This window comes from Komagataeibacter sp. FXV3, from assembly GCF_015155755.1.
Lineage (GTDB): Bacteria > Pseudomonadota > Alphaproteobacteria > Acetobacterales > Acetobacteraceae > Komagataeibacter.
The window spans coordinates 1-15,113 of the sequence record NZ_VWPI01000039.1; the positions used below are offsets into that span (position 1 = coordinate 1).

19 protein-coding genes are annotated in these 15,113 nt (G+C 68.1%); 18 read left to right on the forward strand and 1 reads right to left on the reverse strand.

Features of this window, described 5'->3' with window-relative positions; all coding sequences use genetic code 11:
• Nucleotides 1-256 precede the first annotated feature (256 nt).
• From F1542_RS03415 to F1542_RS03455, 9 genes are all read left to right on the forward strand, one after another.
• On the forward strand, nt 257-1,669 hold the full coding sequence (locus F1542_RS03415; RefSeq protein WP_193731821.1) for a portal protein: 1,413 nt from the start codon (nt 257-259) through the stop codon (nt 1,667-1,669).
• A 27-nt stretch (nt 1,670-1,696) separates the two neighbouring features.
• A complete protein-coding gene (locus tag F1542_RS03420) occupies nt 1,697-2,197 on the forward strand; it encodes a phage scaffolding protein (RefSeq protein ID WP_227672447.1) in 501 nt (166 codons plus the stop codon).
• Between the two features lie 195 nt (nt 2,198-2,392).
• Nucleotides 2,393-3,088 (forward strand): cupin domain-containing protein, encoded by a 696-nt coding sequence (locus F1542_RS03425; protein WP_193731822.1) that lies wholly within the window; start codon nt 2,393-2,395, stop codon nt 3,086-3,088.
• A gap of 485 nt (nt 3,089-3,573) precedes the next feature.
• Nucleotides 3,574-4,926 (forward strand): DUF4043 domain-containing protein, encoded by a 1,353-nt coding sequence (locus F1542_RS03430; protein WP_193731874.1) that lies wholly within the window; start codon nt 3,574-3,576, stop codon nt 4,924-4,926.
• Between the two features lie 194 nt (nt 4,927-5,120).
• The gene (locus F1542_RS03435; protein WP_193731823.1) at nt 5,121-5,552 is read left to right on the forward strand and encodes a hypothetical protein; all 432 of its coding nucleotides are present in this window, start codon (nt 5,121-5,123) and stop codon (nt 5,550-5,552) included.
• A complete protein-coding gene (locus F1542_RS03440) occupies nt 5,552-6,202 on the forward strand; it encodes a hypothetical protein (RefSeq protein ID WP_193731824.1) in 651 nt (216 codons plus the stop codon). The genes F1542_RS03435 and F1542_RS03440 overlap by 1 nt, the downstream gene beginning before the upstream one ends.
• A 213-nt stretch (nt 6,203-6,415) precedes the next feature.
• Complete coding sequence (locus F1542_RS03445) at nt 6,416-7,285, forward strand: hypothetical protein (protein ID WP_193731825.1); 870 nt, start codon at nt 6,416-6,418, stop codon at nt 7,283-7,285.
• A complete protein-coding gene (locus F1542_RS03450) occupies nt 7,242-7,655 on the forward strand; it encodes a hypothetical protein (protein ID WP_193731826.1) in 414 nt (137 codons plus the stop codon). The genes F1542_RS03445 and F1542_RS03450 overlap by 44 nt, the downstream gene beginning before the upstream one ends.
• Complete coding sequence (locus F1542_RS03455; protein ID WP_193731827.1) at nt 7,652-9,139, forward strand: phage tail protein; 1,488 nt, start codon at nt 7,652-7,654, stop codon at nt 9,137-9,139. Before F1542_RS03450 ends, F1542_RS03455 begins: the two co-directional genes overlap by 4 nt.
• Here F1542_RS03455 and F1542_RS03460 read toward each other — a convergent pair whose 3' ends face one another.
• Complete coding sequence (locus tag F1542_RS03460; RefSeq protein WP_193731828.1) at nt 9,140-9,292, reverse strand: hypothetical protein; 153 nt, start codon at nt 9,290-9,292, stop codon at nt 9,140-9,142.
• Nucleotides 9,293-9,427: 135 nt separating this feature from the next.
• Here F1542_RS03460 and F1542_RS03465 point away from each other — a divergent pair, with 135 nt between their 5' ends.
• The 9 genes from F1542_RS03465 to F1542_RS03500 all read left to right on the forward strand — a co-directional run bounded on the left by F1542_RS03465 (nt 9,428) and on the right by F1542_RS03500 (nt 15,077).
• Nucleotides 9,428-9,859, forward strand: a complete 432-nt coding sequence (locus F1542_RS03465) for a hypothetical protein (RefSeq protein ID WP_193731829.1) — start codon at nt 9,428-9,430, stop codon at nt 9,857-9,859.
• A 110-nt stretch (nt 9,860-9,969) separates the two neighbouring features.
• Nucleotides 9,970-10,281, forward strand: a complete 312-nt coding sequence (locus tag F1542_RS03470; protein WP_193731830.1) for a hypothetical protein — start codon at nt 9,970-9,972, stop codon at nt 10,279-10,281.
• A 47-nt stretch (nt 10,282-10,328) separates the two neighbouring features.
• A complete protein-coding gene (locus tag F1542_RS17335; RefSeq protein WP_256431413.1) occupies nt 10,329-10,454 on the forward strand; it encodes a hypothetical protein in 126 nt (41 codons plus the stop codon).
• Nucleotides 10,447-11,586, forward strand: coding sequence for a hypothetical protein (locus tag F1542_RS03475; RefSeq protein WP_193731831.1), 1,140 nt, complete (start codon nt 10,447-10,449; stop codon nt 11,584-11,586). Before F1542_RS17335 ends, F1542_RS03475 begins: the two co-directional genes overlap by 8 nt.
• Before the next feature lie 185 nt (nt 11,587-11,771).
• On the forward strand, nt 11,772-12,674 hold the full coding sequence (locus F1542_RS03480) for a hypothetical protein (RefSeq protein ID WP_227672448.1): 903 nt from the start codon (nt 11,772-11,774) through the stop codon (nt 12,672-12,674).
• Nucleotides 12,675-12,687: 13 nt separating this feature from the next.
• On the forward strand, nt 12,688-12,897 hold the full coding sequence (locus F1542_RS03485) for a hypothetical protein (protein ID WP_193731833.1): 210 nt from the start codon (nt 12,688-12,690) through the stop codon (nt 12,895-12,897).
• Complete coding sequence (locus tag F1542_RS03490; protein WP_193731834.1) at nt 12,894-14,045, forward strand: hypothetical protein; 1,152 nt, start codon at nt 12,894-12,896, stop codon at nt 14,043-14,045. Before F1542_RS03485 ends, F1542_RS03490 begins: the two co-directional genes overlap by 4 nt.
• Nucleotides 14,038-14,718, forward strand: a complete 681-nt coding sequence (locus F1542_RS03495; RefSeq protein ID WP_193731835.1) for a phage baseplate assembly protein V — start codon at nt 14,038-14,040, stop codon at nt 14,716-14,718. The genes F1542_RS03490 and F1542_RS03495 overlap by 8 nt, the downstream gene beginning before the upstream one ends.
• Nucleotides 14,715-15,077 (forward strand): phage tail protein, encoded by a 363-nt coding sequence (locus F1542_RS03500; RefSeq protein ID WP_193731836.1) that lies wholly within the window; start codon nt 14,715-14,717, stop codon nt 15,075-15,077. Before F1542_RS03495 ends, F1542_RS03500 begins: the two co-directional genes overlap by 4 nt.
• Nucleotides 15,078-15,113: the final 36 nt, after the last annotated feature.

Genomic DNA, 15,113 nt, shown 5'->3' on the forward strand with positions numbered 1-15,113 from the left:
AGAGACAGGCAACGGGTGTGCCGCGGGCGGGTGGCCATGCCGCCTGCGCCACGCGCCCGCCACCACCGCGATCGCAACACCCACAACGCCAATTTCCACCGCCAGGCGGACCGGGGTCAGCAACAGGTGACTGATATCCATTTTCTTTTCTACTCCTCCACGCGGCCAGGTGCCCCACGGTGGCCTGTCTATCGCGGTTTTGCCGCCGCATCACCACCAAATCCACCCCCATCGCCCACCATACCGGAGAGACAGCATGGACTGGCAGGAACTGAGGAAAACATACCCCCGCGACCCGGACCTGCCCGCGCGCGCCCACAGGCTTGCAGCCCTGGGCCGCGTGCTGGGGGGCACGCAGTACGACGCCATCCCCAACCCGTTTGGCACCGAATATAACGGGGCGGGGGAATATATCCCCCTGTCGCAGCGCCGGCCATCGGTGCGCACCAATATGTGCCGCGCGGTGGTGGATGATGCGGTGTCGCTGCTGTTCGGTGCCTCGCACTGGCCCACCACGGCAGCCACCGACCCCGCATTGCCGGGCATACTGGCACAGGTCGCGGCAGGCACGGCGCTGCCCGCGCTGATGATGGACGCAGCCACCCGCGGGTCGGTCGGATCGGTCGCGGTGCTGGTGGAAGCGGTGGACCGCCGCCTGCGCCTTGCGGTGCATGACACGCTGTACCTGACCCCGCAATGGGACGGCACGGGCGAGCTGTCGGGCATGACCGAATGCTACAAGGTCACGGGCGCGACACTGGCGGGGCAGGGGTGGCCGGTCGGGCCTGATGACGCGACGACCGTGTTCTGGTGGCGGCGGGTATGGGACCGCGCGGACTGCCACGTCTATGTGCCACAGCGGGTCGATGCGGGCCTGCCCGCGCGGGTGGACCCCACGCGCAGCACGCATCACGGCCTGGGCTTCGTGCCATGGGTATGGATGGCCAACCTGGCCGCCCCCGGCGTGGTGGACGGGCCATGCACGTTCGAAGCCGCCATCGATACGGTGATCGAGTGCGATTACCTGCTGTCCCAGTCCGGGCGTGGCCTGAAATACAGCGCCGACCCGCGGCTGGTGATCCGCGCGGGGCCGGACCCGTATGCCGATGGCACGCCCGCATCATCCGGGGGGGCTGCATCCGCGCTGACGCTGCCGCTGGATGGGGATGCCAAGCTGCTGGAAATCAACGGTGACGCGGCGGGGGCCATGCGCGACCATTACCGTGAACTGCGCGCCAGCGTGATGGAGCAGATCCACGGCAACCGCGCGCAGGCCGACCGGCTGAGCGCCCCCACGTCGGGCCGCGCGATGGAAATGCTGTACCAGCCCCTGCTGTGGCTGGCGGACCGGATGCGCCTGTCATACGGCGAATACGGGCTGCTGGCGCTGTATCGCATGGTCTGCGCGTTTTCCCACGCCATTGCCGGTGGCCTGCGCATTGGCGGGCGCGATTACGCGGGGCTGGATGCGGATGGCCTGGCGTTGCAGTGGCCGCCCTATTTCGCGGGGACGGAAGCCGACCTGGCGCAACTGGCGCAGGGGCTGGATACGGCGGTGCGCGGCGGTTTCCTGTCGCGGCAGACGGCGTGCGTGATCCTGGCCGCGCGCGCGGGCACGCCCAGCCCCCATGGCGAATGGGCGCGTATCGGCACCGAAAGCCCGAACTGATCCTTTATTCCCGAACGGAGGCATGACATGACCCGATCAAGCGTTCCCGAAACCCCCGACATGGACACGATGCGCCGCGAACTGGCCGCCCTGCGCGCCGAACGTGACGAAGCCATGCAGGCCCGCACCACGCTGGAAGCCGACCTGACCCGCGCCACCGAACAGGCCGCAAGCGCCCGCACCCGCGCCAGCCGCGCCGTGATCCGCGCCGAAGCCCGCGCCATGGCCGCCCGCATGGGGGCGGTCGAACCCGCCGATGTCGTGCGCCTGGTGGACCTGTCGGCCGTGACATTGGCCGAGGACGGCACGCCGCAGGGACTGGACGCGATCATGCAGGCCGCGCGTGACAGCCGCGCCTACCTGTTCACCACGCCGCAGCCCGCATCAGGGGCCGCCAGCGGCACCACCGCATCCGGCCCCGCGCCACGCGCGGGCGATCCCGCCCCGTTCGATGCCCGCACGGCAGGCGCGCGCGATGTAAAGGCCGCCGCCAGTGCCGCGGGCCTGCGCTGGCCGGTCGCGCATTAGGGCTGTTGCGGCCCGTCGCGCCCGTCCCGCATCGCCGGGGGCAGGCGCAGGGACACGATCCATGGCTACAGGTGACGTGCAGGCCGCCTGATGTTACGATATCGGTCTGAAATCCGCCCGGTGCGAACGGGCGGACATATACTGCTTGCAACAGGGTGGACGTGATATGCCACCTGCCTGAAGGACCGTGACCTGATGAACCAGACCGACGTGACCGTGCGCAGCTTTGTTGACCTGCGCGCCTTTGCCGACACCTCCATGCCCGCGCCGGGTGATTTCCTGCTCGCCCGCACGAAGCTTGCGGGGCAGGGGGACGGGCTGTCGGTCATGGCCTGCGCACCGCAGGGCGCGGGACTGGTTACGGCCATGCCGGCGGATGAATTCGTGATCGTGCTGACGGGTGAGCTGAACATCGGCGCGAATGTCCTTGGCCCGGATGCCAGCATTGTCATCCCCAGGGGCAGCGCCTTCAGCTGGGCCGCCGCGCCGGGCACGCAGGCCATCGCCATGCGCTGCGACACCAGCACGCCGGGGGCGCAGACGCCGGTGGTGATCGACCCCAACCCGGTCATGGCGCCGTCGGCGTCGCCTTCGGCGGCGGTGCTGGTTGGTCCGGCGCCCACCTGCCACAGCTTCAATGACTATAAATCCGCCAATGGCGAACTGCGCTGCGGCACATGGTCCGCCACCCCCTATGCCCGCCGCGCCGTGCGGTATGACCATGCCGAACTGATGTACCTGACCGAAGGCAGCGTGACGCTGGTGGATGGCGCGGGACGGGAAAAGACGTTTGTGAAGGGCGACATCTTCTTTGTCGAACGCGGCGCCGAATGCGCATGGGACAACCGCGAGACGGTCAGGAAAGTCTATGTGATCTTCCGCCCCGCCTGATGCATGGCGCGGCATGCGGGCCAGCGGGCGCCATGTCCCGGCCCGCATGCCATCGCATGGGACACGCAACAGTGGCCAGCGGGTCAGGGCCGCGCTGGTCCTGAATACTATTTCAAAAGTAAAGGTATCACAGCCCTTAAGGTTAAAATAAGTTTTTTTGGTAAAGCGTTATGAAAAAGCGCCACCGGAAACGTCCCCGTAATTGCAGGGTATTTATTTCCTGCCCTTACGATTTCTGGAACTGAAACCCACCCGTAATGTGAAAGAGATGCGTGGGGCCACCATGCCCCGGTATCACCCCTTGCCCGTTCCGCGCCCCATCATGCCGCGCGGAACCGGCAAGGGGCCTGCAACCGGCCAGACGCGCCGCACCCCTGATCCATCCACCCGGCCCATCCATGGCGCAGCCCGTCATGGCCACCCCTGCCGCCGCCAGTGCATCCCTGCATGGCGGCTTTTTTCGTTTTTTCAAGGAAATGAAATTCATGGCCATTGCCAATTTCCCCGCCGCCCTGCAGCCGGTCATCCAGCAGGGTTTCCTGTCGCGTGCGTTCCAGGATGCGCTGCAGTCACGGCTGGGCTTCCGTTCGATCGCGGACCAGATGGAATTCCCCGCCCGCATCGGCCAGACCATTACCGACACCCGCGCGGGCCTGCTGCCACCGGCGACAACCCCGCTCAACCCCACCGCCAACACCAGCTTTGACAACGGCATGACCCCCGCCGAATGGTCGGTCGAGCAGTACACGCTGACCATCAACCAGTACGGCAACACCATGGACCTGAACCAGGTGACCGAAGGTGTCGGCATCGCCAACCAGTTCCTGGCCAATGCATCGCGCCTTGGCATCAATGCACGGCAGACGCTTGACCGCCTGGCGCGCAACGCGCTGTTTGGCGGGGCGCAGAACGGGGTGGGCGGCTATCTGGGTGGCAATACCCGCGTCACCACCACGCTGGGGGCGGCTGGCGGCACGGTGGCGGTGGATGACATCCGCGGGTTCCAGACCATCCTGTCCGACGAGGGGCAGGTGATATCCGTTGGCGCGTCGGCTGGCATGACCGTCACCATCGGGGCCGGGTCGTACACGCTGGTGGGGACAACGGCGGACGCCACCAATACCTCCACGGCACCCGACGGGGTTTCGGGCACGCTGACGCTTTCGGCATCCGTCAAGGTTGCGGACGGCACGGCGGGCAACGCGGTCATTGCCGCAACCGCACCGCTGGTGCTGCGGCCCAATGCACGCGCCACCACGGCGGCGCTGGCGGCGGGCGACCTGCTGGGCGTGCAGTCCATCCTTGGCGCGCTGGCCACCCTGCGTGACAACAACGTGCCGACGCCCGATGGCGGGGTGTACCACTGCTATCTGGACAATGCGCAGCTTCTGGGCCTGTTCCGGGACGAGGATTTCAAGCTGCTGTATCGCGGGCAGTACGGGTCCGATACGTACCAGAACGGCCAGATCTTTGACCTGCTGGGCGTGCGCTTCATTCCCACGACCGAGGCCCCGCAGCAGGCATCGCTTGGCGCGGGCAACATCCACCGCGCCATCATCTGCGGGCAGGGCGCGCTGGTCGAAGGCGACTATGCCAATATCGGCACCCATTACGCGCCCCTGCTGGATGGTGGCGAACTGACGGATGTGGAGGGCGTGTGCATGATTACCCGCCCCGCGCTGGACCGTCTGGCGCAGATCATCGCGCAGTCATGGTCGTGGATTGGCGGCTTTGCCCTGCCGACCGACCTTACGGCCGATACATCGGTCATTCCCACCGCGACCAACAGCTATCTCAAGCGCGGGGTGGTGATCGAAAGCCTGGGTGCCGGGGCGTAATTCCCAATGCGGGTGGCGGGATCGTGCCGTCACCCGCATCGTACAGGACATAAGGAAGTTTTTGGTGAAGCTTTTTCCAAAAAGCTTCGGAAGACGCCGCCTTTTTGAAAAAAGGCGGCACCCGGAAACTTTTATTTTTCCAACGGCCTGTTTCCGGGACGGCCGCATTATGCACGGAGGCGACAGCAACAGGCATGACCGACACGGATACGACCACGGCAGCCAGCGGGTCCGCCACGGATACCGGGGATACGCCGCTGGCGGATAGCGAACTGGCGCAGGCGCGGCGTTACATGGGCTATCCCGCCATGGGCAGCCAGGACAGCGGCATGCAGTCATGGCGGTTTTTCCGGGTTTACGGCTTCAACGAATGGCGGCTGCGCAACCTTGCCCCCGCCGAATGCGCGCAGGCGCGGGCCTTCATCATGCAGTGCCAGGTGCTGGAGGGCGCGATCATGGCGGCCACCGCCAACCTGGACACCGACCGCGCGGCGGTGTGGACCCGCAACCGCACCGAGGTCACGGACCGCTTTACCCTGTACACGCGCTGGCGGGTGCAGCTGTGCAATTTCCTGGGCATTCCGCCGGGGCCGGGCCTGCGCGGGGTGGGGGAGATCGTGATCTGATGGACCAGACAGCCCTGTGCCGCCTTGCCGCGCGCGGGTTTGCCCTGGCGGCGGGCCACGTGGGGGCGGCCACCGTGCAGTACCGCCCCGCAACCGCTGCCAGCCCGTGCGCCACGCCGTATGCCCGGACCATGGCGGCGTTCAGCAATGACCGGGCCTTCGGCTTTGCCGGGCCGGCGCTGTGGGACGTGCCCTTTGTCTATGCGCTGATGGATACGACGGATGTGCGGACAGGGGATATCCTGACCTGTGGGCATGATACGTATTTCATCGCCCGCGTCGAACCCTTCCGTCCACCCCTGTGCGTGCTGTGCAACGCAGTGGTGGACATTACCGCAACCATGGCGCAGGCGGCGGACGTGGCGGATCCCGGCGGCTACGCCACATCAGGCGACGTGACAACACAGGTCCCGTGCGCCACCGGCTGGCCCGCCATGATCCGTCCCGGCAGCGGGGCGGGCATTCCCGGCCCGGCACAGCCCGGCGCAATCCATTCGGGCGGGTTCGAGATGTTCCTGCCCGCCATTCCCGGCGTCACCATCCAGCCCGCCATGTGGGCACGGGACGGGGGCGGCACGCGCTACACCATCGGCGGCGCCCGCGCCGGGCCGTGGGGCACGCGCTGCCAGCTGGGCCAGCAGCAGGTCTGATCCCCCACGACGGCCCGTTGCCCCATGCGGACACGCAACACGCACCGCCCGGACGATACGACACCGGCATCACCCCGCGCGGCCACCGCCATGACAGGCCCGCCAGCCATCCGGTCCCGCGCCACGGGCGCGCGCCCCGCATGCAGGGCAGGGGCCGGACGCCAATCCATGACATCATTCCCCCGGCACGGGGGGAGCAGGAGCCGATATGACATGGCCGACATCTCCACCATCTCCACCACGATCGCGGCGGCCCTTGCCGCGGCCCTGTGCCCCGATGGCACGGCGTCGGGGGCCGTTACCGGGCGGCCGCTCGTCATCCGCCGGGGCGCGCTGACGCAGGCCGATCTGGGGGATGCGGCCCGTACGCTGCAGCAGGGCTGTGACTTCATCACCATTGCCGACCTGGCCGAAAGCTGGGCGCGGGTGGATGAACCGCTGGGCCGCCCATGGCGCATGGATGCAACAGCGCCCGCCACCGTACACATGGCGGTCAGCGGCACCACGGCCACCGTAACGGTGGATGCCGGGGCCACGCCGTCAGGCACGGTGGGGCTGCGCGCCCGTGGCCTGCCGGGGGTTCCGGGCAATGCATGCAGCCTGCATGTGGCGACCGCGACGGACACGGCGGCCACCATTGCCGCCACCATCGCAACCGCCATGCCCGGTGCCGCCGCCAGCGGGGCCAGCATCACGCTGCCCGCCACGGCCGTGGCGCAGGCCATCAACGCGGGCACGCTGTCGGCGCGCTGTGTCGCGCGCAGGCAGCAGCAGGTCTTTGTCATCACCGCATGGTCGGCTACCCCCGCCGGGCGGGACGCGCTGGGCCGCGCCATGGCCGATGCGCTGGCGCTGACCGACTGGCTGACGGATGCAGGCGGCTCCACCTTCCGTATCGAAGCGCGCGCCACCACCAACGACGACACCGCCATGAACCGGGGCATCTTTGCCCGACCCGCGCGCTTCCTTGTCACCTATGACACCGACCTGACCCGCGTGGTCCCGGCCATGCTGGCCGGTGGCACGGGCATCGGCCCCGATGTCACGCGCGGGGACGTGCTGCTGGACACCGGCGGCGGCTGAACCGCTGTCCACCACCATTCAGGCAGCCCGCCGGATGCCCACCCGCCTGACCATGCCCCCGGCCATGCCGGCCCGTGGGAACACCGGCCCGACGCATCATCGCGCAGGGAACCGGACATGGCACGCGGGCACCACGGGCCGGGCGGTGATGGCTGGCTGCCGCATCGTGTCCGGGGGATGCGCCATTATGTGCGTCCCCGTTCATGACACGCGCCCGACCTGCATGACGGGGCCATGCGGCCCGGCGTCATGGGGATACGGCGTGACAGGCGCGGGCGGCCCGGCATCCGGCCCGGCGGTCCTGCGCGCCACACCACACCCGACTTTTCACGCGGCCATGCCGCGCAACAGGGAAATACAGATACAATGACCATTTACCAGTCCGGGCAGCTCAACACCAACAGCCTGAACGTGCCTGACCTGTATGTGCAGGTCCTGCGCCCGCAGACGCTGGCGCTGAACGGCGTGCCGTCGGGGCGGATCGGCCTGGTCGGCACCGCTGCGTGGGGGCCGGTGGGCACGCCGGTCATCGTCGGTGCGATGGGGGACTGCCTGTCCGCCTTTGGCCCCAAGCAGGCGCTGTCCAGCGATATCGGCACGGCGGTCAACATCGCGCTGTTGCAGGGGGCGGCGGATTTCCGCTGCGTGCGCGTGACCGATGGCACGGACGCAGCCGCCACCGGCACGCTGGATGGCGTGACCCTGACCGCCCTTCATACCGGCAGCGCGGGCAACGCCATTGCCGCCACCGTGACGCAGGACGGCATCATCACCACCAATTACACCCTGACCATTGCCCATGCGGTGCTGGGCAGCCGGACCTATCGCGGTACCACGTGGGCCATGCTGGCGGCGGCGGTGGCGGCTGACGGCACGGCGCTGGTGCGCATAACGGTGCCCGGCACGGTCCCGGCGCTGGCGGCGGGCACGGTCACGCTGGCGGGGGGCGCGGATGGCGGCGCGCCGGGCACGGCGGCGTTCGTGGGCACGGATGGCGTGGCGCGGACCGGCCTGTATGCCCTGCGCGGGCAGGGTTGCGCGCTGGGGCTGCTGCACGGCGTCAGCGACAGCACGTCATGGACCACGCAGGCCGCCTTTGGCCTGTCCGAGGGGATGTACATGATCGCCTGCGGCCCGGCGGGCGACACCATTGCCAACGCGGCGGCCATGAAGGCGGCGGCAGGCGTGGACAGCTACGCCATCAAGCTGATGCTTGGCGACTGGCTGTGGTGGGATGATGACACCAATGGCGACATGCTGGTGCCGCCACAGGCCTTTGTCGCCGGGATGCTGGGTGGCCTGTCGCCCGAGCAGTCCAGCCTGAATAAAGAACTGTCGGGCGTGATCGGCAGCCAGAAGGCGGGGCTGGTATCCAGCGGGCAGGCCGCGACCTATTCCACGGCCGAGCTTTCGGCGCTGTTCGGCGCGGGTATCGACGTGATCTGCAACCCTGCCCCCGGTGGCAGCTACTGGGCGGTGCGCGGCGGGATCAACACCAGTTCCGATGCGGATACGGATGATGACAGCTATACCCGCCTGACCAACTACATTGCCGAAACCATCAATTCCGGCATGGGCGCGTTTGTCGGTGCCGTCATCGGCACCACGCTGCTTGGCGATATCCGCGCCGTGCTGCTGGGCACGCTGTCCAACATGGTGGGCAGCGGCATACTGGGGGCAACCACGGATTACGCGGTGGTGTGCGACACGTCCAACAATCCGCAATCGGCCACGGCGCTGGGTTACGTGCGGGCCGATGTGCAGGTGCGTTACCAGGGCATCAACCGCTTCTTTGTCGTCAACCTGCAGGGCGGGGCGAGTGTCACGGTCAGCACCGCCACACCCGCCACCTGATCAGCCTGCTTTCGCGCGGCGGTTTTCTTCCGACAGAACGCGGCCGCACAGTTCCTTTATTTCCTCATGCGTCAGCTTTTCCGGGTGGCTCAGCCCCCGTGCGGCAATGGCGGCGAGGTCTTTCGTGGGTGGTTTTTCGGGTGTGGTGCCCATCGGGGTGCTCCATGCGGGGTAAGGCCCCATGTTCACGCCCGCGTGACCCGCGCCGCCACATAAAAATACGCATGACATCCATGCGCAACAATGATGGGCCACCCGCGCTGTGGCCCTTTTTTCATGGAGCGACGAATGTCCGCCAAACCCTTCAATATCGGACGCGACTGCCGCGTGGTGCTGGTTTATGACGGCAGCCGCGTGGACCTGCCCACCGTCACCGGCTTTACCGCGCAGCAGCGCACGCACCAGCTGACATCCAACCCGCTGAACGACATGCCCCTGTTCTATGACGTGCCGGGCGGCTGGGGTGGTCAGTTCACCTTCCAGCGTGACGGGGCGGGGGCAGATGACCTGTTTGCCGCCATCGAAAGCGGCTTCTGGTCAGCGGGCACGGTGGTGCTGGGCAGCATTTACCAGTACGTGACGGAATGCAACGGCTCGCTCAGCACGTATGAATTCGTCGGCGCGTCGCTGCAGCTGTCCGATGCGGGGCGGTACCAGTCCGAAACGCTGGTCAGCCAGACCATCACGTTTGCCGCCCGCGCGCGCAACCGTATTTCCTGAACGTTTCGGGGGTGCCGTCTTTTTTCAACAGGACGGCACCCAGAAACTTTTACTGTCTTTTATCAACAGGTTGTTTTCAAACACGCCCTGACAGCCAGAAGGCCCGCAGCATGAGCGAACACACCGTAAAAACCAGCGATGGCCGCACCATAACCTACCGCGAGCGCGGGCCGGGGGATGTGCTGGCGCTGCTGGAATTCGGCCCGGACAGCCCGTCGCCCGCATGGGTGGAATACGCGCTGATGGTGGCATCGGTCGAGGCAATCGACGGCGTGCCCGCCATTCGCCCCGCCAGCCGCGTGCAGCTGGAACAGCTGGCCAACCAGATTGGCAATACCGGCATTACCGCCCTGTCGGATGCGCTGTATGGCGCGGATGGGGACGACGTGGCGGCAGCGGAAAGCCTTGCCGCAAAAAACTGAGCCGGCACCCCGCCCTGATCGAGGTCGCGGCCCTGGTCAGGAACGGGGTGCCGTGGGACGTGGCCATGACCATGCCGCGCGTGCGGCGCATGGCCTTTCTTGTAGCGTTTGGCGAGCTGGCGGGCGGACGATATGACTGGACTGCGCAAAGATGGGACGACCCCGATGGCTGAAATCTCCCGCGTCATCGCGCGCCTGCCACGTGACGGGCAACCGGGCATGCCGGGACGGCTGGCGATGGTTGTCGGGCGCATTACCCGTCATGCCCGCGCGGGACAGCGCAGCGTGGTGTTTGTTCCCCATCCCGGCGCACCGGGGGCAAAGGCGGCTTCCATCCCCACGCCCGCCATGCCCGCGCGCAGGCCCATATCCAGGCCTGTATCCGCGCCCGGCTGGCCTGTCCGCATCCCGGCGCGGCATGGTCCGCCCGCATCCGCTCCCGGCGGCCGGAACGGGGGCGGATACGCCATGCCCCGCCCCATGCCATGCCGGAACGACGGGCAGGGGACGACACGCGCCCCGGCCATGACCCGTCCCGTGATCCCGGCACTGCCATCATTGCCTGATCCCGCGCGGGGGAAGGCGGCCGTGCCATGCCCGCCCGCGCGCGCTGCCGCCATGCCATGGGCCGGGCGGGTTGCATCCCGCGCCCGGCCTGTCGGGGCGGCAGTCCCGGCATCATGGAAGCGGGCGGACGCCGTGGCGGCAGCCATCATGCCACAGCGGCGCACCGCATCTGCGGCCGTCACGTCCCTCATGCCCCGGGATCATGCCCCCATTGCCGCTGCGCCGTACCGGATGCGCGGTACCACGGTGGCCCCTGTCATGCCGTCCGGTCGGGCCATATCCGTCGCAGCACCCCCATTGCCCCGCCAGCAGACGGGCAGGGCGCGCGCTGGCGTGGCGTCCCCCGCCATCCGCGCCATGGCGGCAACACGAACCCGCGCCAGTGCGGGGCCAGCCATGCCACGCACCGTGGCCATGTTTCCCACGCCACCACGCGGCATGGCCCCGTTCCCGGCATTCGTCCCCCCGCAGGACAGGGCGCGGGGCAGACCGCCCTTCATCAGCCCCGGTCCCGTTGAACGGACAGGTGCCCGCGCGTCATCCCCGCACACTGGCCAGCCCGGCGACCGCCCGCCGGTCCTGCAGGTCACCATTCCCGTCACCCTGGACCATCAGGCGGTGGGACAGGCCATGGCCCGGATCGACACCGCCGCCGCCCGGCACGAACTGCGCGCCACCGGCACCGCGCCCGACGTCATCCGCTATCCACAGATGCCGGGACGCGCGGTGGGGATATAGGCATCCGGCAATCATCCTTCCAGCCTGCACGGTCTGGCGTTAGACAGGGGCAATGATGGCATGGCTGCGTCATACCGTACGCGCCGTGGCCTTTCCCCCCATTTTCCTGTTTTTCATCCCGCCCACGCGCCGCCTGTGGGCGGCGGCGGGCCAGCGTGGGGAGCGCGCCTTTGTCCCTGACCCTCATGAACGCACAGACGGCGATCGGATCGATCGGGCGGCTGTGGGCGTCGGCCCCCGTGACCATTGGCGGGCTGACCCTGACCGGCATGGAGGTGCCGCACCTGATCCGCGATGGCGGCACCCAGCAGGTTGCCGTCCACCGCCTGCCCGGTGGTAACAAAATCATCGACGCGGTGGGCAACGACCCCGACCGGCTGGAACTGGCGGGCACGTTTGTCGGCCCCACCGCCATTGAACGGGCGTGGATGCTCAAGCAGATGCGTATTGCGGGACAGCCCGTGGCCTTCAGCGGGGCGGGGCTGTCGCTACTGGTGCGCATCGTGCAGTATTCATACGATTACACGCACAAAGGTATCGTCATTCCCTACCGGCTGGTGCTGGAACAGCCGCCGCAGGTGGCGGCCACGGCGGGCGTTGCCTCCGGCCTGTCGGCGCTGGTGGGGGATGACGCGGGGGCCGCCCTGTCGGGCATGGCCAGCGCCGTGGATGATGTCGCAACCATTGCAGGCAACATTACCGGCCAGCTTGGAACCGTCATGGCGCAGGTTACCCCCATTGCCGACATGACCGGCGCGGGCGGGGTGTTTGCGGGCGTGCAGGACCAGCTTGGCATGGTGGGTGGCCTGTCGGGGGCGGGGGTCAACCTGGCATCCGCCCCCGACAGCGCCGCCAGCGTGGTGTCGGGGCTGGAGGCATCGGGTGCGGGCCTGACCACCGCCATCGGCCAGACGGGGGCGAACCTGGACGCGATGTCCCCCGCCAGTGCCGCCAGCCTGTCCACCCTGACCCAGAACGCGCAGCTGCACAGTGCCGCCGTCACGTCCGGCGCGCTGGTCAACCGTGCCTATGCCAACACGCTGTCGGCCACCGGCGCCACGCAGAATGGCCCGCTGGTCACCGCGTAACAGGAGCGCAGACATGCCAACCACGATCAGGGTCACGGGCAGTGACACCTCGCTTTACCACGTCGCGGCCCGGCAGCTGGGGGACGCCACGCAGTGGTGGCGCATCGCGCGGCTGAACGGCATGGCCGATCCCGACCTGTCGGGTTTCACCACGCCGGTCACCCTGTTGCTGCCCGCCCCCGATACCTCACAGGACAGTGGCGTGCCGGGGGTGACATCATGACCGCCGCCACGACATCCACACCGTCCATGTGGCGCATGCCGCGTGCGCGGGTGCTGGTGGGCGGGGTGGAACGCGCGGAAACCGGGCTGGAACAGTTCACCCTGTCGCGCACGCGCTACAGCCGCGCCGATACGCTGGACATGACGCTGGCGGTGGACCGGGCGCGCATCCCGTCGGGCGGGGCGTGGTTCGACCTGCAACCGGCGGGACAGGGCGAAACACTGCCCGATATCGACATTACGGTGCAGATGCGCGACGCGGCACAGGGGGGCGCGCAGTGGGTGACGATGTTCCGTGGCATCGTGGACCATGTGGGCCTGAACCCCGCCGCGACAACGGTGCGGGTACAGTGCCGTGACTATCTGGCGAAACTGCTGGACATGCGGGTGCGTGACGGGTGGATGAACATGACGGGGGCCGACGTGGTCCGCGCCATGATTACAGCGGCCGGACTGACGCCCGATGTCACCCTGACCGACGCCATGGTGGGGCAGTTCTGGCAACTGGAGCACAAGCGCGCATCCGCCGCCACCCACAGCCGGTTCCAGACCGCGTTCGACCTGGCGCGCGGCATCGCCACCATGGCCGGGTGCGACCTGTATGCCAGTGGCGCCACCATTGTCTGCGCGCCATGTCCCACGGCCACGACCGCCAATACCCATGTGCTGGATTATGCCGATACCGGGTCGGACAGTCCCATTGCCATGGGGGCGTACGGCCTGCATTTCGCACGCGATTACCAGGTGGGGCGCGGCGTGGTCGTGCATGTCATGAGCTGGGACAGCCGCCAGCGCAGCCGGGTCGATTATTACTGGTCCGCGGCAGGCGGCGCCACCACGCAGGGCGAGGGCACGGGCACGCTGCACAGCTTTGCCATGCCCGGCGCGCGGCTGGATGACCTGAAACGGATCGCGCAACAGAAATACAACCAGATCACGGCGCATGCGCGCACCATAACCGGCACCATTCCCGGCTGCGTGACGCTGGCGCCACGCGATTTCATGCGCCTGACCGGCACGGGCACGACATGGGACGGCACGCTGGATGTGGACGCCGTGACCAGCAGCTTTTCATGGCAGGGCGGCTTTTCCCAGCACGTCACCCTGCGCGCGCGCAACGCCACACAGGACGGAGGAACGGATGACTGACACGCGCATGATCGCGGCCAACATGGCCGGTGCGCAGGCGCAGCCCGGTTTCGGGCTGGTCAGCGCCGTGGACCCGGTCAACCACGCCGTCAAGGTCATGGCCCAGCCAGCAGGCGTCGAAAGCGGATGGCTGCCCTATGCCGCGATACAGGTCGGCAGCCTGCGCATTGCCTGCCCGCCCGATATCGGCACGCATGTGCTGGTCGTGCATGTTGAAGGCGATGCGGAACACGGCGTGGCCGCCATGCCGGTTTATGACGCGGTGGTCATGCCACCCCCATCGCCTGCCACCGGCAAACCGGCGCAGCCGGGCGAGATGCTGGTCGTGGCCGGATGCGGCGCGCCACCGGCAAATGGCGGCACCGCACCGGGGAACGCCACGCAGGACGCCCCGTGGTGGCACATCACGAAAGACACGATCTACAGCGGGGCCGGGAACGCCACGGAAACCCTGACCAATGGCGCCAAGGCGTGGAAGGTGGGGGACGTGGGCATGACGCTGGATGCGGGCGGCCTTGCCGTCACCGGCGGTCCGATCACGACCGACAAAGACATGACCGCGCAAGGCACGGTCACCGGCAAGACGGACGTGCTTGCCGCAGGCATATCCGGCAAGGGCCACACCCACAATGGCGTGCAGCCGGGCAGCGGATCAACGGGGGCACCGCAATGAGCGCCCTGTCCCACACCATGGGCGGTGACCTTGACCTGTCGGGCACCGGCGGCGTGGCCGTGGTCACGGGCGCGGAACAGACCCGGCAGGCGCTGCTGCGCAGGCTATGCACCAACGCGGGCGGCTATATCTGGCAGCCCGACTATGGCGCGGGGCTGCCCGCCCGGGTCGGCAGCGTGATGGATGACGCGGGCATCCGCGCCCTTGTGCTGCAGCAGATGCAGGACGAAGCAGGCGTGGACCAGACCCAGCCCGTCACCGTGACCATCACCAGCCCGAAAACCGGGGCCTGCCTGCTGGCCATATCCTACACCGACGCGCCGACCGGCACGGTGCAGGAACTGACATTGAGCACCTGACAGGCGGTTCCCCGGAGCCGCCTTTTTTAATGGGAG

Bases quoted from the DNA above. Each gene is read 5' to 3' on its own strand.
- F1542_RS03415 (WP_193731821.1), top strand. From the start codon at position 257: ATGGACTGGCAGGAACTGAGGAAAACATACCCCCGCGACCCGGACCTG.
- F1542_RS03420 (WP_227672447.1), top strand. From the start codon at position 1,697: ATGACCCGATCAAGCGTTCCCGAAACCCCCGACATGGACACGATGCGC.
- F1542_RS03425 (WP_193731822.1), top strand. From the start codon at position 2,393: ATGAACCAGACCGACGTGACCGTGCGCAGCTTTGTTGACCTGCGCGCC.
- F1542_RS03430 (WP_193731874.1), top strand. From the start codon at position 3,574: ATGGCCATTGCCAATTTCCCCGCCGCCCTGCAGCCGGTCATCCAGCAG.
- F1542_RS03435 (WP_193731823.1), top strand. From the start codon at position 5,121: ATGACCGACACGGATACGACCACGGCAGCCAGCGGGTCCGCCACGGAT.
- F1542_RS03440 (WP_193731824.1), top strand. From the start codon at position 5,552: ATGGACCAGACAGCCCTGTGCCGCCTTGCCGCGCGCGGGTTTGCCCTG.
- F1542_RS03445 (WP_193731825.1), top strand. From the start codon at position 6,416: ATGGCCGACATCTCCACCATCTCCACCACGATCGCGGCGGCCCTTGCC.
- F1542_RS03450 (WP_193731826.1), top strand. From the start codon at position 7,242: ATGTCACGCGCGGGGACGTGCTGCTGGACACCGGCGGCGGCTGAACCG.
- F1542_RS03455 (WP_193731827.1), top strand. From the start codon at position 7,652: ATGACCATTTACCAGTCCGGGCAGCTCAACACCAACAGCCTGAACGTG.
- F1542_RS03460 (WP_193731828.1), bottom strand. From the start codon at position 9,292: ATGGGCACCACACCCGAAAAACCACCCACGAAAGACCTCGCCGCCATT.
- F1542_RS03465 (WP_193731829.1), top strand. From the start codon at position 9,428: ATGTCCGCCAAACCCTTCAATATCGGACGCGACTGCCGCGTGGTGCTG.
- F1542_RS03470 (WP_193731830.1), top strand. From the start codon at position 9,970: ATGAGCGAACACACCGTAAAAACCAGCGATGGCCGCACCATAACCTAC.
- F1542_RS03475 (WP_193731831.1), top strand. From the start codon at position 10,447: ATGGCTGAAATCTCCCGCGTCATCGCGCGCCTGCCACGTGACGGGCAA.
- F1542_RS03480 (WP_227672448.1), top strand. From the start codon at position 11,772: ATGAACGCACAGACGGCGATCGGATCGATCGGGCGGCTGTGGGCGTCG.
- F1542_RS03485 (WP_193731833.1), top strand. From the start codon at position 12,688: ATGCCAACCACGATCAGGGTCACGGGCAGTGACACCTCGCTTTACCAC.
- F1542_RS03490 (WP_193731834.1), top strand. From the start codon at position 12,894: ATGACCGCCGCCACGACATCCACACCGTCCATGTGGCGCATGCCGCGT.
- F1542_RS03495 (WP_193731835.1), top strand. From the start codon at position 14,038: ATGACTGACACGCGCATGATCGCGGCCAACATGGCCGGTGCGCAGGCG.
- F1542_RS03500 (WP_193731836.1), top strand. From the start codon at position 14,715: ATGAGCGCCCTGTCCCACACCATGGGCGGTGACCTTGACCTGTCGGGC.